This window comes from Sphingopyxis sp. (assembly GCF_035944815.1).
Taxonomy (GTDB): domain Bacteria; phylum Pseudomonadota; class Alphaproteobacteria; order Sphingomonadales; family Sphingomonadaceae; genus Sphingopyxis.
On sequence record NZ_DASZAU010000003.1, the window covers coordinates 315,653 to 333,654 of the forward strand.

The 18,002-nt window shown below is 66.2% G+C and carries 20 protein-coding genes; 9 read left to right on the top strand and 11 right to left on the bottom strand.

From position 1 onward, the window contains the following. Nucleotides 1–30 precede the first annotated feature (30 nt). The 3 genes from VGU00_RS05530 to VGU00_RS05540 form a co-directional block, all read right to left on the bottom strand. Nucleotides 31–549 carry an ExbD/TolR family protein gene (locus VGU00_RS05530; protein ID WP_058805109.1) on the bottom strand — a complete coding sequence of 173 codons (519 nt, stop codon included), beginning with the start codon at nucleotides 547–549 and terminating at the stop codon, nucleotides 31–33. A gap of 125 nt (nucleotides 550–674) precedes the next feature. Continuing rightward, complete coding sequence (locus VGU00_RS05535) at nucleotides 675–1,487, bottom strand: MotA/TolQ/ExbB proton channel family protein (protein ID WP_327466324.1); 813 nt, start codon at nucleotides 1,485–1,487, stop codon at nucleotides 675–677. 60 nt (nucleotides 1,488–1,547) lie between these two features. Next, the gene (locus VGU00_RS05540) at nucleotides 1,548–2,204 is read right to left on the bottom strand and encodes an energy transducer TonB (protein WP_327466327.1); all 657 of its coding nucleotides are present in this window, start codon (nucleotides 2,202–2,204) and stop codon (nucleotides 1,548–1,550) included. Nucleotides 2,205–2,545: 341 nt separating this feature from the next. On the opposite strand from VGU00_RS05540, the gene VGU00_RS05545 reads away from it, so the two are divergent. The 3 genes from VGU00_RS05545 to VGU00_RS05555 all read left to right on the top strand — a co-directional run bounded on the left by VGU00_RS05545 (nucleotide 2,546) and on the right by VGU00_RS05555 (nucleotide 5,746). Next, nucleotides 2,546–3,364, top strand: coding sequence for a hypothetical protein (locus VGU00_RS05545; protein ID WP_327466329.1), 819 nt, complete (start codon nucleotides 2,546–2,548; stop codon nucleotides 3,362–3,364). Between the two features lie 154 nt (nucleotides 3,365–3,518). Next, nucleotides 3,519–4,850 (top strand): homoserine dehydrogenase, encoded by a 1,332-nt coding sequence (locus VGU00_RS05550; RefSeq protein ID WP_327466331.1) that lies wholly within the window; start codon nucleotides 3,519–3,521, stop codon nucleotides 4,848–4,850. A gap of 59 nt (nucleotides 4,851–4,909) precedes the next feature. Next, the gene (locus tag VGU00_RS05555; protein WP_327466333.1) at nucleotides 4,910–5,746 is read left to right on the top strand and encodes a hypothetical protein; all 837 of its coding nucleotides are present in this window, start codon (nucleotides 4,910–4,912) and stop codon (nucleotides 5,744–5,746) included. 10 nt (nucleotides 5,747–5,756) lie between these two features. Here VGU00_RS05555 and VGU00_RS05560 read toward each other — a convergent pair whose 3' ends face one another. Next, the gene (locus VGU00_RS05560) at nucleotides 5,757–6,146 is read right to left on the bottom strand and encodes a hypothetical protein (RefSeq protein WP_327466335.1); all 390 of its coding nucleotides are present in this window, start codon (nucleotides 6,144–6,146) and stop codon (nucleotides 5,757–5,759) included. A gap of 136 nt (nucleotides 6,147–6,282) precedes the next feature. On the opposite strand from VGU00_RS05560, the gene glpX reads away from it, so the two are divergent. Both glpX and VGU00_RS05570 read left to right on the top strand, forming a co-directional pair. Beyond that, complete coding sequence (glpX, locus tag VGU00_RS05565) at nucleotides 6,283–7,251, top strand: class II fructose-bisphosphatase (protein ID WP_327466337.1); 969 nt, start codon at nucleotides 6,283–6,285, stop codon at nucleotides 7,249–7,251. A gap of 72 nt (nucleotides 7,252–7,323) precedes the next feature. Further along, a complete protein-coding gene (locus VGU00_RS05570; RefSeq protein ID WP_327466339.1) occupies nucleotides 7,324–8,346 on the top strand; it encodes a TIR domain-containing protein in 1,023 nt (340 codons plus the stop codon). 179 nt (nucleotides 8,347–8,525) lie between these two features. Here the strand turns inward: VGU00_RS05570 and VGU00_RS05575 are convergent, their stop codons facing one another. The 3 genes from VGU00_RS05575 to VGU00_RS05585 all read right to left on the bottom strand — a co-directional run bounded on the left by VGU00_RS05575 (nucleotide 8,526) and on the right by VGU00_RS05585 (nucleotide 10,167). Continuing rightward, a complete protein-coding gene (locus VGU00_RS05575) occupies nucleotides 8,526–8,930 on the bottom strand; it encodes a GFA family protein (protein WP_327466340.1) in 405 nt (134 codons plus the stop codon). 82 nt (nucleotides 8,931–9,012) lie between these two features. Beyond that, nucleotides 9,013–9,708, bottom strand: coding sequence for a YafY family protein (locus VGU00_RS05580; RefSeq protein WP_327466342.1), 696 nt, complete (start codon nucleotides 9,706–9,708; stop codon nucleotides 9,013–9,015). A 15-nt stretch (nucleotides 9,709–9,723) separates the two neighbouring features. After that, on the bottom strand, nucleotides 9,724–10,167 hold the full coding sequence (locus tag VGU00_RS05585) for a DUF6265 family protein (RefSeq protein ID WP_327466344.1): 444 nt from the start codon (nucleotides 10,165–10,167) through the stop codon (nucleotides 9,724–9,726). Nucleotides 10,168–10,269: 102 nt separating this feature from the next. On the opposite strand from VGU00_RS05585, the gene VGU00_RS05590 reads away from it, so the two are divergent. Further along, on the top strand, nucleotides 10,270–11,685 hold the full coding sequence (locus tag VGU00_RS05590; RefSeq protein WP_327466346.1) for an HD-GYP domain-containing protein: 1,416 nt from the start codon (nucleotides 10,270–10,272) through the stop codon (nucleotides 11,683–11,685). 78 nt (nucleotides 11,686–11,763) lie between these two features. On the opposite strand, the gene VGU00_RS05595 is transcribed toward VGU00_RS05590, so the two are convergent. Next, on the bottom strand, nucleotides 11,764–12,060 hold the full coding sequence (locus VGU00_RS05595; RefSeq protein ID WP_327466347.1) for a hypothetical protein: 297 nt from the start codon (nucleotides 12,058–12,060) through the stop codon (nucleotides 11,764–11,766). Nucleotides 12,061–12,122: 62 nt separating this feature from the next. After that, complete coding sequence (locus tag VGU00_RS05600) at nucleotides 12,123–12,446, bottom strand: helix-turn-helix domain-containing protein (RefSeq protein WP_327466349.1); 324 nt, start codon at nucleotides 12,444–12,446, stop codon at nucleotides 12,123–12,125. A gap of 169 nt (nucleotides 12,447–12,615) precedes the next feature. Between VGU00_RS05600 and VGU00_RS05605 the strand changes: the two genes are divergently transcribed. Next, nucleotides 12,616–13,218 (top strand): flavodoxin family protein, encoded by a 603-nt coding sequence (locus VGU00_RS05605; protein ID WP_327466351.1) that lies wholly within the window; start codon nucleotides 12,616–12,618, stop codon nucleotides 13,216–13,218. A 26-nt stretch (nucleotides 13,219–13,244) separates the two neighbouring features. Here the strand turns inward: VGU00_RS05605 and VGU00_RS05610 are convergent, their stop codons facing one another. Next, the gene (locus VGU00_RS05610; RefSeq protein ID WP_327466353.1) at nucleotides 13,245–14,183 is read right to left on the bottom strand and encodes a DUF4189 domain-containing protein; all 939 of its coding nucleotides are present in this window, start codon (nucleotides 14,181–14,183) and stop codon (nucleotides 13,245–13,247) included. A 273-nt stretch (nucleotides 14,184–14,456) separates the two neighbouring features. Here VGU00_RS05610 and thiC point away from each other — a divergent pair, with 273 nt between their 5' ends. After that, nucleotides 14,457–16,343 carry a phosphomethylpyrimidine synthase ThiC gene (gene thiC, locus VGU00_RS05615; RefSeq protein ID WP_327466379.1) on the top strand — a complete coding sequence of 629 codons (1,887 nt, stop codon included), beginning with the start codon at nucleotides 14,457–14,459 and terminating at the stop codon, nucleotides 16,341–16,343. Beyond that, complete coding sequence (locus VGU00_RS05620) at nucleotides 16,343–16,663, top strand: hypothetical protein (protein WP_327466355.1); 321 nt, start codon at nucleotides 16,343–16,345, stop codon at nucleotides 16,661–16,663. The genes thiC and VGU00_RS05620 overlap by 1 nt, the downstream gene beginning before the upstream one ends. Nucleotides 16,664–16,788: 125 nt before the next feature. On the opposite strand, the gene VGU00_RS05625 is transcribed toward VGU00_RS05620, so the two are convergent. Next, a protein-coding gene (locus VGU00_RS05625) for an IS3 family transposase (RefSeq protein WP_327466357.1) occupies nucleotides 16,789–17,939 on the bottom strand; the annotation gives its coding sequence in 2 pieces (ribosomal slippage) (nucleotides 16,789–17,687 and nucleotides 17,687–17,939; 1,152 coding nt in all). Between the last annotated feature and the right edge of the window lie 63 nt (nucleotides 17,940–18,002).

An 18,002-nucleotide genomic window follows, 5' to 3' on the forward strand; every position in this document is an offset into this window, starting at 1 on the left:
GATTATTCCTTTATAACTGAGCGGACCGCCTTAGAGGCGGCCCACCGTGCCCGAGCCAGGAGCCGGTTCGGAAATGAACCCGATCTTCTGGAAGCCGGCATATTGCATCGTGTAGATCACACCGCCGATGCACTGGTACGGCGTGTTGACGTCGCCGCGGATATGCACTTCGGGGAAGTTTTCTTCGGTGATGTTCTGCGGACCGCCGATATCCTCGAGCAGTTGTTCCAGCTTCTTTTGCCCGCGTTCGAGCAGCTGGCGCGAATCGACGGGGGTCTGGCCCCAATAGACTTCGCAAGCGCTGCTGTCGGCATTGGGCTCGCCATCGCCGTCGGTGTCGGCCGAACGGATCGACAGAAGCACGTTTTCGGGCTTCGTCGTCGTCGGTTCGAATACCACGTCGGGCAGCTTCAGGTTCACCGTTTCCAACACCACGGGAACCGTGATGAGGAAGATGATCAGCAGCACGAGCATGATGTCCACCAGCGGCGTCGTGTTGATTTCGGACATCGGGGCATCTTCGCCCTTATTTCCTGCACTCATCGCCATAGGATTAGCATCCTGTCACAAAATTTCTGTCACGGACGTCGGATCGGCGCGCTGTGCTTGCCTTTCCCTGTCCAGCGGACCCCGCCTTTCGCCGCGTGGCAAAAAGCGGGGATCCAGAAGCCGAATCAGGCCTTCTTCGGAGCCGCGGCCGGAGCAGCCTTGGCAACGGTGGTCGAGGCCGGCTTCACCTGGCCGTTCGACATGATCGAGCCGAGAACGTCGTTCGAGAAGATCGACAGACGGCGGGCGATCGCCTTGTTGCGGCTCTGCAGCCAGTTGAACGCGAGCACCGCGGGGACCGCGACGATCAGGCCGATGGCGGTCATGATCAGAGCTTCACCGACCGGACCGGCGACGGTGTCGATCGATGCCTGACCCGACGCACCGATCTTCACGAGCGCGCGGAGAATACCGATAACGGTACCGAACAGACCGATGAACGGTGCGGTCGAACCGACGGTCGCGAGGAAGGCGAGGCCGCCGTTGAGCTTCGAGTTGATGTGGTTCTGCGAACGCTCGAGCGTGCCGTGCATCCAGTCGTGGGCTTCGACGGGGTCGGTCAGCTTGTTATGCTCTTCGTTGGCGCGCAGACCGTCTTCGACGACCTGGCGATAGGCGCTGTTCTTTTCGAGCTTCGAAGCGCCGTCGGCGAGCGTCGCGGCGCGCCAGAAGTTGGCGTCGACGGCCTTGCCCTGGTTCATCACCTTGTTCTGTTCGAACAGCTTGGTGAACAGGATGTAGAGCGTGCCGACGAACATGATCAGCAGGATGAGGAAGGTCAGCTGCGAGACGATACCGCCTTCGCACAGCGCGGGGACGAGACCGTAGGGGTTCTGGCCTTCTTCCTTCACGCACATGGCGGCAGGCATCAGGCTCAGGCCTGCGTCATGAGCGGCGGCCGGCGCCGCAGCGGCGGCATTTGCGATCAGATTAAACATAGTAGGAAATTCCCTCTCAAAGAATTCAATAGATTCGAAAACAGTGTGTCCGGCGCCGGATCAGCGCGGAATCTGCCAACGGATACGATTGCTGTAGCTGCCGCCCGTGGGGTTGCCCGCACGGTCCTTGCCCGGATTGAAACGGCCACGGCGCGTGATCAGCTTGCACGTTTCGGCATCCAGGTCGGGATGGCCGCTCGACGCCGTGATATCACAGGATGTGATACGGCCATCGGCACCATAGGTGACGCGGAAACCGGTCGTGCCTTCACGCTCTTCGCGCATGGCGCGTGCCGGATAGTCGTCGTTCGTCGCCCAGCGACCCGGGTTGCCCTTGGGCGTACCGGCGGCACTGAGGTCGGGCGTCGGCGGCGGAGCCGGCGGGGCCGGCGGCGTGTAGACGGGCGGGGGCGGCGTCGGCGGCGCCTTCGGCACCGACTGGACCGTATTGGTCGTAACCGGCGGCGGAATCGGCGACGGCGGCGTCACGACCGGCGGCGGCGGCGGCAACTTGTTGTCCGGCGGCGGCGGCGGCGGGGGTTCCTCCGGCGGCGGCGGCTCTTCAACGTCCACCACATCCAATTTTTCGGCGAGTTTCTTGACGATACTGATATTCAAGCCGTTGACCAGGCCGTAGCCCAGAACCGCTGTAAGCAGACCAACCAAGACAATCGCCACTACCCTGTTTTTAGGGTCGACATTATCACCATAAGCCATTCAGGGACGACGCTCCTTGCTAGATCATCCTGACACCAATTCCCTGCCGGCGGGTTCGGTTGCCAAATGCCCGGATGATTTCCGATGCGTTCTGCGAGACCCGACGGCGCTGCATCCGGCTTATTATGTTTTTGCCGGACACTTCGGGCACGTCCTATCGCGGTGGCGGCACATTCGCAAACCCTTTATCAGCGGTTAATGTGCCATGTCCCATGTTAGGGATTCTGGCGCCGATAACGGTGTCATAAATGACGGAAAGTGGATCGATCATGCGCCTCCCCCACCCGGCCGCCATCACAGCCATTCTGGCTCTGAGCCTTGGAATCCCTACGGTTTCCGCGATGCAGGCCACGCAGCCACCAGCGGCGGCAAGCCCGTACAGCTATGCCGACATCGCCGATCTGGCGACCGCCGCCCCGATCGCGCTGCACGCGCGTATATATAAGGCCGCGGCACTGAAACCGGCGCAGTCGCCCGGCGTCGCGGCGGGCTTTGCCCGATTCTATGTCGAAGCCGACGTCGTCAGCCTGATTCGCGGCGCCGGCCCGCTCGCGTCGCGAATCTCCTATCTCGTCGACCTGCCGCTCGACGCGAAGGGCAAGGCGCCGAAGCTGAAAAAGAAACAGCCGGTCCTGCTCTTTGCCCGCCCCGTCCCGGGCGCGGCGGCAGGCAGCAGCAACACCGGCAGCGTCCGGCTGATCGCCCCCGACGCCCAGCTGCCGTGGGATCCGGCGACCGAGGCGCAGCTGCGCGCGGTGCTGACCGAGGCGGTCAAGCCCGGCGCGGCGCCCGCGATCACCGGCATCGCCAACGGTTTCCATGTCCCGGGCACGCTGCCCGGCGAAGGCGAGACGCAATTGTTCCTCAACACGCGGACGGGCGACCCGGTGTCGATCACCGTGCTGACCGCCGCCGACGGGTCGCGGCGCTGGTCGGCGGCGTTCGGCGAGATCGTCGACGGCGCATCGGTCCCCCAGCGCAACACCCTCGCCTGGTACCGACTCGCGTGCGGGCTGCCGAAGCAGCTGCCGCTCAACAAGCTTGCGGGCACCGCGCCCGAGGATCGCCGCAAGGCGGCGGCGGACTATGCCGTCGTTCTCGGCGCGCTCGGCGAATGCACGCGGACGCGCAAGCCGCCGGTGGGTGTGTCTTCCGACTGAATGTCCAGACGGCACCGGGCCGGTGCCGCTTTTCATGGCGGGATAAAGATTTGCTTCGGCGCCGCTAAGCCGCGCCGGGCTTGTTTCCTCGGCAAAAGCCGATAGGGCGCTGGCAACGGCGGGGCGCGGCTCCGTATCTTTACCGGAGTCCCTTATGTCGCCCTATTCCGCCCCGACCGCCCCCCGCCCGCCGCTTCGCGTCGCGCTCGCGGGGATTGGCGTCGTCGGCGGCGGCGTGGTGAAGCTGCTCGAGGCGAACCGCGATCTGATCGCGCGGCGTGCCGGGCGGCCGATCGAGATCGTCGCCCTCTCGGCGCGCGACCGGCACAAGGACCGCGGCATCGACCTTTCGCGCTATCGCTGGGAAGACGACATGGACGCGCTGGTTGCCGCCGACGACGTCGATGTCGTCGTCGAGATGATCGGCGGCGCAGACGGCCCGGCGCTGACGCTGGCGCGCCACACGCTCGGTGCGGGCAAGGCGCTCGTTACCGCGAACAAGGCGATGATCGCGCATCACGGGCTCGACCTCGCGCGGATCGCCGAGCAAAAGGACACGCCGCTGAAATATGAAGCCGCGGTCGCGGGGGGAATTCCCGTCATCAAGGCGATCCGCGAGGGCGCGTCGGCGAACCAGATCGCGCGCGTCTATGGCATCCTCAACGGCACCTGCAATTATATCCTGACGCAGATGGAGCGGAACGGCGCGAGCTTTGCCGATGCCCTCGCCGCTGCGCAGGCGGAGGGCTATGCCGAGGCCGACCCGACCTTCGACGTCGACGGCATCGACGCCGCGCACAAGCTGTCGATCCTCGCCGCGCTCTGTTTCGGGACGAAGCTCGACATCGGCGCGGTGACCGCGAACGGCATCCGCAATCTGATCGCCGCCGATATCCGCGAGGCCGAGGCGCTCGGCCACCGCGTCCGCCTGATCGGTATGGCCGAGCGCGACGGCGCCAACGAAGGCGGGGGGCTCTACCAGCATGTCCAGCCGTGCCTCGTCCCCGCCGACCATCCGCTCGCTTATGTGCCGGGCGCACTCAATGCCGTCGTCGCCGAGGGCAATTTCGTCGGGCGCCTGTTCTTCGAGGGTGCGGGCGCGGGCGCCGGGCCGACCGCATCGGCGATCGTCGCCGACATCATCGACATCGCGCGCGACGAATATGGCCCGGCCTTCGCGATGCCCGTCGACGCACTCGATGCCGCCCCCGCCGCCGACGCCGGCGCGCGCGTCGGCAAACATTATGTCCGCCTGATCGTCGAGGACCGCATCGGCGTGCTCGCCGAGATCGCGACGGCGATGCGCGACGCCGGCGTCTCGATCGAAAGCTTCATCCAGCGCGGCACCGACGACCAGGACGGCGTCGTCATCGCGCTCGTCACGCACGAGGGACCCGCCAGCGCGATCCACGCCGCGCTCGCGATCCTCGCCGCGTCGAACCATGTCGTCGGCACGCCGATGCACATGCCGATCCTCGCGCTGTAACAGCCGCTTGAAATCGCCCGCGCCGCTGTTACCCCGGTGACGGGGAACGGGGGGCGATCATGGATATCGAAATCAGGCGCGGGCTGGCCGAGGCGCGGATGCTGGCGGGCGAGCATTGGCAAGCCGCGCTCGCCTATACGGTGCTGGGGGTGCTCTTCCCCTATCTGCTGCTGTCGAGCGAGCCGATCTTCAACCTGCGCACGATCATCGCGCTGATGGTCAACAGCTATGGCACCTATATCAGCGGCTCGATCACCGGACCGCTTTACCTGCTGGGCATCGTGTCGGTGATCGTCGCGGGCGCGATGCTCGCCGCGTGGAACGCCATCCTCGCCGAGATCCGCGAAGGCTATATTTCCGAGATCATGTACGGAATGGTCGCGGGCGCCGCCTATCTGATCGTCCTGATGCTGATCTATTTCGGGATCGGCATACTCGTGAGCCTGCCGATCCTGCTGACGATCGGCATCGCCGAATGGAACGCGATGGCCGGCGGCGCGGTCGATATCGCCTACCGGCTGGTGCTGATGCTGCTCGGCACCTGGATCGAGGCGCGGCTTTGCCTGACCGGCGCCGCCATGGCCGCGCACGGCCGGCTCAATCCCTTTGCGGCGATCGCCGAATCCTGGCGGCTCACCGGGCCGGCGCAATGGCGCCTCGTCGGCCTCTATTTCGCGATCGGCATCGTCTTCGGCCTCGCGCTCGGCGGGCTCATCCTCCTGCACGGCGCGGTGATCTGGCAAAATGCGCAGGCTCCCGGGACGGCGCTCGAAATCGCGATGAGTTTCGCGTGGGTCCTGCTGTTCGCCGCCTATTTCCTCGCGAAGATCTTCGTCGCTGCGGGGCTGTACCGCGCCGCGCGGCCCGCCGCGGCGTCGGCCGAGGTGTTCGCTTAGGGTCCTGGCCCTAGGGCTCGTCCTCGGGCGGCGCGGGGGTGCCCGTTTCGGGGTCGGTCGCGCGCTTCATTGCTTCAAACTGCTCATTATATTCGGGGCCGGGTTTATAGCGCCCGCCGAGCGAGATCCAGTTATAGGGCAGCTTGTCGAGGCTCATCGCCTGCGCCTCGGCGCGCGGCAGCTTCGGCGGCGCCTCGCGGCCCTCGTTCGCGATCGCGCGCAGTTCGGGCGACAGGCGGTGGCGTTCGGTGTCGGTGCCGCACACATTGATCGACCCGTCGTCGGCGGGGCGGCAGCGCTTGATCGGATCGACCAGTTCCTTCGCGTTGGCGACGGCGGTTTCGGCATCGCGCGGCGGCGGCGGCGCGGGCGGCCCCTGAACCTGCGCCCCCGCTGTCACGGCGATGACGCACGACAAGGCGACAGCGGCCCCGAATCGGGCGAAGTATTCTCGACAAGCGGCGCGGGCGACCATATGGCGCGCACCATGCCCGACGGGGGCGCCAAGGCAAGATCAAAGACGGAGAGTGACCGACATGACGAATAGCAGCAACCTCGACCGGGTGCTCGTCCTCGAAATGGTGCGCGTCACCGAAGCCGCGGCGATCGCCGCGGCGAAGCTGATCGGTCGCGGCGACGAGAAAGCCGCCGATGCCGCCGCGGTCGAGGCGATGCGCACCGCGTTCAACACGCTCTATATGGACGGCACGATCGTCATCGGCGAAGGCGAGCGCGACGAGGCGCCGATGCTCTATATCGGCGAAAAGGTCGGCAACGCGCCGGGCAAGGGGCCGAAGATCGACATCGCGGTCGACCCCTTGGAAGGCACGACGATCACCGCCAAGGCCGGCCCGAACGCGCTCGCGGTGCTCGCGATCGCCGAGGAAGGCTGCCTGCTCAACGCCCCCGACGTCTATATGGACAAGCTCGCGGTCGGGCCCGGCTATTCGCCGAACATCGTCAATTTCGACAATAGCGTGCGCGAGAATGTCGAGGCGGTGGCGCGCGAAAAGGGCGTCGCGCCCGCCGACATCATCGTCTGCGTGCTCGATCGTCCGCGCCACGAAGCGATCATTGCCGAACTGCGCGCCATCGGCTGCGGCGTCGCGCTGATCCCCGACGGCGACGTCGCCGGCGTGATCGCGACGACGAACCCCGACACCAATGTCGACATCTATATGGGTTCGGGCGGCGCCCCCGAGGGCGTGCTGGCATCGGCGGCGCTGCGCTGCGTTGGCGGCCAGTTCAAGGGCCGCCTGCTGTTCCGCAACGACGACGAACGCAAGCGCGCGAAGAAATGGGGGATCGAGGATCTCGACCGCGTCTACGACCTCGAAGACCTCGCCAGGGGCGATGTGATCTTCGCCGCGACCGGCGTGACCGACGGATCTTTGCTGTCGGGGGTCAAGCATCGCCGCGGCGGTATCCTGACGACCGAGACCGTCGTCATGCGCGCCTCGTCGGGCACCGTGCGCTGGGTCAAGGGCGAGCATCGCACCGCTTGAGTTTTGCTTTCTTTTTCAGCTAGGTTGACACGGGCCGACGCGGCTTCCGCGTGAGCGGAAAAGGGGACTGCAATGACAGAAGACACGCGTCCGAAGCTGTTCGTCAGCCATCATTCGAGCAAATATGACGTCGCGCTGCACGTCGAAAAGGCGCTGGCGCGCCACGGCGTCGATTGCTGGATCGCACCGCGCGACGTCGGGCCCGGCGAAGCCTTCGACACCGCGATCATGCGGGCGATCCGCGACGGTGCCGGCGTCCTGCTGCTGTTCTGCAGCCAGTCGGACAAGAGCCCGCATGTGAAGCGCGAGCTGATCCTCGCCGACAGCGCGCACAAGGCGATCATTCCCTTGCGGCTCGAGGAGATCGTCCCCGACGACCTCGCCTATCACCTTGCCAGTGCGCAGTGGATCGATTGGCTGGAAAAGCGCGACGATTCGATCGCGCGCATCGCAGCGAAGGCGCACCAGCTGGCCGGCGTAACGCCGCCGGCCGGCGCGGGGGCGACGCCCGCCGCAACCGTCGCGGCCGACAAGCTGCACGCCGCCATTCTGACCGAGGCGACCGAGCCGGCTCCTCCGGCATCCGGAGGCGGGTCGGCCAAGACGCTGATGATCGGCGCGCTGCTGGTCGCGGTCGCGGTGCTGGCGGCGATGCTGTTCATGCGCGGCGACGACCAAGGCAAGGCGGGGAGCGCCGCCACGGCCGCGCCCGCCGCCGCGTCCCTGCCCGGGGCCGCGCCCGCTCCGGCTGCCACGCCCGCGACCCCGGCGCACGACGAACAGGCGGACGTGGCGCCGACCGCGAAAATTCCCCCGAGCTTCAACTGCAAATATGCCGCGACCCGCGCCGAGAAGCTGATCTGCGGCGACGACGAGCTCGCGGCGCTCGATCGCGAGCTCAACCGCGCGTACAAGCAGCTCGACCGCACCGCAGGGCCGCTGCGCGAACAGATCGCCACCGAACAGCGCAGCTGGCGGATCGGCGAGCGCGACGCCTGCGGCGACGCCGCCTGCGTCGCCGACGCGATGCGCCAGCGGATCATCGTCCTCGATTCGCAGCGCGCCTCGCTGGGCAGCGAGACGGCAGCGCAGTAGCGGGTCCGGTCCGTTGGCGGGTCCGGCCGGTTTCGACCGGTTGCTGCCGCCTCTATCCTCGTCATCCCGGCGAAGGCCGGGATCTCGCCGGCGCGTCATTTCGAGAGGGTGAGATCCCGGCCTTCGCCGGGATGACGGATATTAGGAGTGGCAGCTCACCACCCCTAAGCCGTTACCCCTCACATATGAGCCGTAACCTCCGGCGCGTTCCACCAATTATTGCCCGCGCCGTCCATATGCTGCACCGGCAGCGCCGCCATTTCGGCGGGGGTCAGGTCATCGAGGCACGCGATCGACACCGAATAATAGGCGCCGCCGATCTCCTCGACATAGCCGTGCCCGAACGCCGAAACGCCGCACGTCTTGCAGAAGACATGATGCGCGCTGCCCGATCCGAACACATATTCCTCGAGCGCCGCGGGATCGGTGAGCAGGCGAAAGGCGTCGGGCTTGATCTGCGCGCTCCAGTTCCTTTTCTTGGTGCAGATCGAGCAATTGCATTTGCCCGTCCCCGCATCGAGGTCGATGTCGGCCTCGAACTTGACGGCGCCGCAATGGCACGAACCATGATGGGTCTTGAGCATCTGAAATCCTCCGGTCTCGCGGGCGCCGTCGACCGGCGCCCCTCACCCGAAGCGGACTAGCCCATCCCCCTGACAGATCCTGTCAGGAGGCTGCGTCGAGTCCGTTCTGCCGCCACCAGTCGGCCATCAGCACCGCGCGGCGCCGCCCGAACCCCTCGCTGCCGATCCGCGCCGCGGCGATGCGGTCGATGCGGAAACTACGGAAATCCTGCCGGAGCAGGCACCAAGCGGCGATGATCTGCTTTTCCTCGAAATAGGCGAGCGCCGCGGGCCAGATCGCGCGTTCGCTCGCCTTGCCGCGCTCGTCGGAATAATCGATGTGCAGCGTCTTTTCGGCGCGCATCGCCTCGCGCACCGTTGCCAGCAACGGCGCATTGCTCTCGCGCCATCGGCTGTTCACCGGCCACAGCCCCGATTCGTCGATCCGCTGTTTCAGATCGTCGGGGCTCGCCGCGGCGATCTTCGCGAGCGCCAGCCCTGCGGCGCGCGACAGCGACCCGTCCTGCCTCCCCTCGACCCAGCGCGCGCCGAGCACCAGCGCCTCCAGCTCCTCGGCGCTGAACATCAAGGGCGGCAGGAAGAAACCGGGGCGCAGCATATAGCCCACCCCCGCCTCGCCCTCGATCGGCGCGCCGAGCGCGATCAGCGCCTGGATGTCGCGATAGAGCGTGCGCACCGACACGCCCTGCTCCTCGGCCAGTATCTCCGCCGTCACCGGCCGCCGCCGCCGGCGCAGATTGTCGATGATCGCGAAGAGCCGTCCCGTCTTGTCCGCCATGATGCTCCGCTTCGCTCAGCGCCGCCGATAGGTCCAGCGCCGCGCCTTCGACCCGTCGATCGCCGAGATCGTCGCGGTCAGCGTGTCGCCGTCGCGGACATATTCGATGCGCTGCGGATAATCATGCGCGGCATTTTCGAAGGTCGCGCGCGCCTTGTCGCTTTTCGTCAGCGCGAACGCCACCGGCGCCCCGCCCTGCGGCTGTGCGATATAGGCGAGCACACCGTCGTCGCCGCGGACGATGCGGATGAACTCGAACTCGCGCAAAGTGTCGCCGCGCCCCGACCGGCTATGACCGATCATCATCCCGCCGCGCGGCGGTGCCCAGCTTTCCTCGGTCCAGCGCCCGTCGGTCTCGCTCGCCCAGTCGCCCGCGAGCCAGCCGAGATCCTCGCCCCCTGTCGCCGGACTTGCCGCGGAGAGCAGCATCGCCAGCGCCGTTGCCATAAAGCCTGCCATGACCGCCTCCCGTCCGGTGCCCCGCCGGCTCCGGTTATACGCCCGCTAACCCGCTGGTAAAGCTTGGCCGCTATGCCCGGCCGATCAACAGGGGGATAATCGATGTTCCAGCCGGACCGGACGGCCTTTGACAGCGCAGTGCCCGTCGGCGAAGCGCGGCTTGCCGAGATATTGGGCGCCTTTTCCTATGCGCTCGACCTCACCGAAGGCCAGCCCGCGGGGCACAGCGTCCGCGCCGCGTGGATCGGCACCTATGTCGGCCTCGCCGCCGGGCTCGACGGCGCCGAACTCGCCGACTGCCTCTATGCCGTGCTGCTCAAGGATCTGGGCTGTTCGAGCAACGCCGCGCGCGTCGCCGAACTCTTCCTCGGCGACGACCGCACGCTCAAACAGGGGTTCAAGCTGATCGGCCCGGGCGCCGCCGATTTCCTCCGCTTCGTCGAGGCCGAGGTCGGGGTGAAGGAAGAGGCGGCGGCGCGCAGCGCCGCGCGCGACCACCTGCTCGGCCATGCCGCGCCGATCCTCACCGGCTTTATCGAGACGCGCTGCACGCAGGGTGCAGGCATCGCGCGCCGCCTGCGCTTTTCGGACCGCGTCGCCGATGCCATCGCGGCGCTCGACGAACATTGGGACGGCGGCGGCATGCCGCGCGGACTGTCGGGCGGTGCGATCCCGCTGCTCGCGCGCATCGCGCTGCTCGCGCAGGTCGCCGACGTCTTCTTCATGGCGGGCGGCCCCGATCGCGCGGTCGCCGAAGTGCGCGCGCGCGCCGGCACCTGGCTCGACCCCGACCTCACCGCAATCTTCCTCGACCTCGCCGCCGACCCCGGCTTCTGGGCCGCGCTCGCCGCGCCCGACATCGACGCGCAGCTCTTCGCGCTCGAGCCCGCACGGGCACGCGTGCGCGTCGACGAGGATTATCTCGACGATATCGCGGTCGCCTTCGGACAGGTGATCGACGCCAAGAGCCCCTATACCGGCGGGCACAGCGAGCGCGTCGCGCTGCTCACCGACCGCATCGGCGCCGCGCAGGGCATCGCCGCGCCGCAGCGCCGCCGCCTCGTCCGCTCGGCGATGCTCCACGACATCGGCAAGCTCGGCGTCAGCAACCGCATCCTCGACAAGCCCGGCCGGCTGACCGCGGGCGAGTGGGCGGCGATGCAGGGGCATGCGCAGGCGACGACCGACATCCTCTCGCGCATCGGGGTGATGCGCGACATGGCGATGATCGCGGGATCGCACCACGAACGGCTCGACGGCACCGGCTATCCGCTCGGGCTCGACGAGGATTGCATTTCGATGGAAACGCGTATCATCTCGGTCGCCGACTTCTTCGACGCGCTCACCGCCGACCGCCCCTATCGCGCCGCGATGCCGGTCGACCAGGCGCTGTCGATCATGGCGTGCGAAGTCGGCGCGGCGATCGACGGCGACTGTTTCGACGCGCTCGAAGCGATCGTCGCGAACGGCATCCCGCAGGCGCCGCTACCCGCAATGCCCGCGTCGCTGGCCGGCTAGTCGCGGCGCATATTCAACTCGGCGCCCGGTCTACGGACGTAGGGACCGCCTTGGGGTGGGAAGCTGACCTTGGCCGGGTCAGATTCGATCGCTCTCGATCCCTTCGCGGGTCCAGTAACGCCAAACGCCAGTTTCATTTCCTGCGTCGTAGGTGCCTTCCGCTGCGATCTGGCCATTGTCGTGATAGTCTCTCCACGGCCCGTGCTCGGCGCCGTGAACATAGTGACCTTCTGATGCGAGCACACCGTTTTCATGGAAAGCCTGAAATAGGCCATCCCTGATCCACCGAGATTCATCAGGCGACAGCTTTCTGGAATAGCGATAGCGAATGCCACCGTTATCGAATGGGATTTCCGCGATATTAAGTTCACTCATGCGGCTATCCCTATCATCACGACGGTAGGTCGCAACGTCCGCAATCGGTCTTCACCCGCCACCTAGTCCGCCTGCCCGCGCGCCGCAAAGGCTGCGCGCGCGGCCTGCACCGCCGAAAATTCGCGGTCGACCCACCCGAACAGCGGCGCCATCGCCTGTTGCAGCGACGCGCCGAGGCCAGTCAGATGATATTCGACGTGCGGCGGCACCGTCATGAAATCGCGCCGTTCGATCAGGCCGTTCTCCTCCAGCGCGCGCAGCGTCTGCGTCAGCATCTTCTGGCTGATCCCGCCGATCCGCCGTTTGAGTTCGCCGTTGCGGTGCGTGCCCTGCCCGACGACGAGCAGGATCAGCAGGCTCCAGCGGTCGCCGATCAGGTCGAGCATGTCGCGCGACGGGCAATCCTGCGCCAGCGGATCAGGATTTTCTATGCAGCGGGCAATATTCATTAGGGCAGGTACCTGAAGGTGCGTACTTAACTTTTAGTACCTATCCCATCACCTTCCGCTCCGCAAGCCGGCCCGACTCCCCCCGCCGGCATCAAGGAGGACAGACATGACCCGGATTGCCATCATCTATCATTCGGGCTTCGGCCATACCGACGTGCTCGCGGGCGACGTCGCGCGCGGGGTCGAGGCGGCGGGCGCGACCGCGGTGCCGCTGCGGATCGAGGCCGGCCAGACCGACTTCGCGGACTTTTTCGCCGCCGCGAACGAGGCCGACGCGCTGATCTTCGGCTCGCCCACCTATGTCGGCAATGTCTCGGCGCCGATGAAGGCGTTCATGGACGCGAGCACGCAGGTCTTCATGACGCGCGACTGGCAGGACAAGCTCGCCGCCGCCTTCACCGTCTCGGCCTCGCCGTCGGGCGACAAGCTCAACACGCTGACCAGCCTCGCGATCTTCGCCGCGCAGCACGGCATGGTCTGGATCGGCACCGGCCAGCTTCCCGGCAACAACGACGACACCAGCGCCGCGACCGACAATGAAAACCGCCTCGGCGCCTTCATCGGTGCGATGGCGCAGGCCGCGAACGACAGCGCCGAGGTCACCCCCCGCGCCGGCGACCGCGCAACCGCGCATTCGCTGGGCCAGCGCGTCGCGCTCGCCGCCGCGCGCTGGCGTCAGGGCGGCGCGAAAGACAGCGTCGCCGCCTAGACGGCACCGATGGCCGCGACCGGGGCCTAGTCGGACTTCCCGGCGTTGAAGTCATGCACGAACTGCCCCGGCTTGCGGCTGTCGAACAGCGCCTGCATCGTGCACGCCGTCGCCTTCTGCTTCTTGCAGTTCGCTTGCGCCGCTTCCTTCGCACGCTTGGCCGAGGTTTCGACCGTCGCGCTGTCGTCGCTCGCGTTCATCCTGTACGCCTGGATGAAGCCGTTGCCGGTCAGCGCATTGCTCTCGCACGGCCGCGACGTCGCGTCGCTGCACGCCTTGATCGCGGCGGCGGTCGCGTCGTCGGCGCTGCGATAGCCGCTCGCGACATAGAGCTTGCCATTATAGCCGTCGCTCGCGCCGCCGGTGACCCACGCCGACGCGGCAAAGGATTTGCGCACCGAAGCGCCCGGCGAGCGGCGGTTGGTGCTCGACCGGATCGTCGCAAAGACCTCGCACGGCAAAAGCTGCTTCGACGAGCAGTCGGCCATCACCTGCTTGCGCTCGGCGCCGCCTTCGCCCGCCCACGCCTTGTAGAAATAGCCGTTGCGGTCGCGGATGATCGCCATCGACGAATTCCACCAACTGCCCGCCGACGAGCAGCCGCCGCCCATCACCCGGTTGCACGCCGCGAGCGACTCACTTTCGGCGACGCTCGCCGAATGGAGGTAATTGCCGTCGACCCAGATGTCGGCGGCGTCGGGGTGCCAGGCGATCGCGGCATAGCTGTTGGCCGGCGCGGGCGGCGGCGCGGGGGCTGCGCCGCTGTCGTCGCGCACGCACAGCGGAAAGGACGCGACGCCGTTCCCGGCCTGCGACATGCCGACCATCCGCTCGCCCGGCCCGGCGCCATTGCTGCCGCCGTTGCACGGAAAGGCCTGCGCCTGCGCTTCGGCGGGCAACAGGCACCACGCCAGCGCCACCGCCGCCATCTGAACGACCCGCCGCTTGTTCATCGATCCCGCCATATCCCTGTCCTTACTGCCCATGTCGCTGATAAGACGGTTCTAATCGCATTTTCCCTTGGCGAAAGTGCGCACGGTCACTCGGGGCGCATGGACAGCGCATCCGCCGCGCCCTATAACCCTCCGCATCCCCGGGGAGCCGCGTCTGTGATGGCCGGTTGAGAGCGGAATAGACCGCGACCCGTTGAACCTGATCCCGGTAACTCGGGCGGAGGGAGGGCCGGTTTTCCCCGCGCGGAATCCGTCTTTCGCTCCGAATATATGGAGCGACTGCACATGGCCGACATCGACTCGAAGTTCGAAAATACCGCCCCCATCGGCGTCACCACCGGCCCGATCCGCGGCAGCCGCAAGATCCACGTCGCGGCGCAGACCGGCAGCGGCATCCGCGTCGCGATGCGCGAGATCGACCTCGACCCGCATTCGGGCGAACCGCCGGTGCGCGTCTACGACACCAGCGGCCCCTACACCGACGTCCATGCGACGATCAACATCAACGCCGGCCTCGCCGAACTGCGCCGCGATTGGATCCGGGGGCGCGGCGACGTCGAGGAAGTGACCCAGCGCGAGGTTCGCCCCGAGGATAACGGCCAGCTCGGCCCGGATCGCTCTGGAGGAGTCCCCGCCTTCCCGAACGTCAAGAAGCAGGTCCTCCGCGCCAAGCCCGGCCAGAACGTCAGCCAGATGCACTATGCCCGCCGCGGCATCATCACGCCCGAGATGGAATATGTCGCCGAGCGCGAAAATCTCGGCCGCGCGCGCCTCGCCGAATACAAGCGCGACGGCGAAAGCTGGGGCGCGAGCATCCCCGACTATGTCACCCCCGAATTCGTCCGCGACGAAGTGGCGCGCGGCCGCGCGATCATCCCCAGCAACATCAACCACCCCGAAAGCGAGCCGATGGCGATCGGCCGCAACTTCCTCGTCAAGATCAACGCCAATATCGGCAACAGCGCGGTCGCCTCGGACGTCGCATCCGAGGTCGACAAGATGGTCTGGTCGATCCGCTGGGGCGCCGACACCGTCATGGACCTGTCGACCGGGCGCAACATCCACGACACGCGCGAATGGATCATCCGCAACTCGCCCGTCCCGATCGGCACCGTCCCCATCTATCAGGCGCTCGAAAAAGTCGGCGGCATCGCTGAGGATCTGACCTGGGAAATCTTCGCCGACACGTTGATCGAACAGGCCGAACAGGGCGTCGACTATTTCACCATCCATGCGGGCGTCCGCCTGCCCTACGTGCCGCTCGCTGCGAAGCGCATGACCGGCATCGTGTCGCGCGGCGGCAGCATCATGGCGAAATGGTGCCTCGCGCATCACAAGGAAAGCTTCCTCTACGAACGCTTCGACGAGATTACCGAGATCATGAAGGCCTATGACGTCGCCTACAGCCTCGGCGACGGCCTGCGTCCCGGCAGCATCTATGACGCGAACGACGAGGCGCAGTTCGCCGAGCTCTATACGCTCGGCGAGCTCACCAAGCGCGCCTGGGCGCAGGATGTGCAGGTGATGATCGAGGGCCCGGGCCATGTCCCGATGCACAAGATCAAGGAGAATATGGACAAGCAGCTCGAAGCGTGCGGCGAGGCGCCCTTCTACACGCTCGGGCCGCTGACCACCGACATCGCGCCCGGTTACGACCATATCACCAGCGGCATCGGCGCCGCGCAGATCGGCTGGTACGGCACCGCGATGCTCTGCTACGTCACGCCCAAGGAGCATCTCGGCCTGCCCGACCGCGACGATGTGAAGGTCGGCGTCGTCACCTACAAGCTCGCCGCGCACGCCGCCGACCTTGCCAAGGGCCACCCCGCCGCACAGGTCCGCGACGACGCGCTATCGAAAGCGCGCTTCGAATTCCGCTGGCGCGACCAGTTCAACCTGTCGCTCGACCCCGACACCGCCGAGCAATATCACGACCAGACGCTCCCCGCCGAGGGCGCCAAGTCGGCGCATTTCTGCAGCATGTGCGGCCCGAAATTCTGCTCGATGAAGATCAGCCAGGAAGTCCGCGACTTCGCGAAGCTGCAAAATCAGGACAGCGCCGGCTTCATCGCCGCCGAAGAGGCCGAAAAGGGCATGGCGAAAATGAGCGAGGTTTATGAGGAAACCGGGCGCGAGCTGTATATGGGGGCTGGCGGGCGCGAACACGACTGATGCGCCATCGCAAGGTCCTGATCGTCCAGTTCGACGTCCGAGAGGGCGACACGTTAGAGTGGTTCCACCATATCGAAGATACGCTTTTCCAAGCCTTTTCGCAGAACCGCTTCGCCGAAGTGGATGGGCATGACTATGGGCAGGGCAAGTTCAATATCTTTATCTATCCCAAGGGTGCATGGGCGCCGGTTTTAGAGCGCGTCCATGCATTCTTGAAGCTGCGCAAGGTCCACGACCGAACCGTTATCGCCAAGGGGCTGGAATCCGGGCGATGGCAGGTTGTTTGGCCAGAAAATTACTCAACGACGTTCGAATTTTAACATCGGGGAGACGATGAATGGCTTGGCGTAAATGAGCAAAATTCATCGGGAAAGCGCGTGCGAATACGACTGATGGCAGCTAGGAGCTTGTTCGGAAAGTGACGTGCTCCCCTGATTGTTACCAGTCAGAGGTAGAGTCCGGCTCCTTCATGATGGTTGATTGATGGGATGGCAATGGTCCTGGGGGCATGCCCCCAGGACCATTGCCCGGCGATCTCGGCGGGGGTTTGCCCGCCCAGTTTCGAGTGCGGCCTGACGTGATTATAATCGTGTCGCCAAGCCATGAGCACGAAGCGGGCATGGGCCAGCGACGTGAACAGGGTCTCGTTGAGGCATTCGTCGCGCAGACGGCCGTTGAAGCTTTCAACGAAGCCGTTCTGCATGGGCTTCCCCGGCGCGATATAATGCCATTCGACCTGACGCTCCTGCGACCAGCGCAAGATCGCCGACGAGGTCAGTTCGGTGCCGTTGTCGCTGACGACCATGTGAGGCTTACCTCGCATGCCGATCAGCGTCGTCAGTTCCCGGGCAACGCGGATGCCCGACAGCGACGTATCGGCCACCAGCGCCAGGCACTCCCGCGTAAAGTCATCGACGATGCACAGGATGCGGAACCGCCGACCGCACGCCAGGCTGTCCGACACGAAGTCGAGCGACCAGCGCTGGTTTGGACCCTGCGGCAGTGCCATCGGCGCCCGCGTGCCCAGGGCCCGCTTGCGGCCACCACGGCGGCGGACCCGCAGTCCCTCTTCGCGATAGATGCGCAGCAGCTTCTTGTGGTTCGGGCGCATGCCCTCCCGCGCCAGAAGATACCCCAGGCGACGATAGCCGAACCGACGGCGCTCGGCCGCCAGCTCGCGCAGGCGTTGCCGCAGAGTACCGTCATCCGGCCTCGTCGGCTCATATCTGATCACCCGGCGGCTCACGCCGACAAGGCTGCACGCCCGACGCTCGCTCAGCCCGTGGTGGTCACGAGCATATGCGACGGCCTCCCGCTTGGCGCCGGGCGTCACCATTTTTTTGATGTCAGATCCTTCAGCACCGCATTGTCGAGCATCGCCTCGGCCAGAAGCTTCTTCAGCTTCGCATTCTCGTCCTCCAGCGCCCGAAGACGCCGCGCCTCCGACACGTCCAGACCCCCGAACTTGGCCTTGTACTTGTAGAAGGTCGCCGAGCTGATCCCGTGTCGGCGGCATACATCCGCCGTCGGCATCCCCGCCTCATGCTCCTTCAATATCGCGATGATCTGCTCTTCGCTGAACCTGCTTCGTTTCATTCTGTCCGACTCCTTCGCGTCGGACTCTACTCAAAATCGGTCACATTTCAGGGGAGCACGTCA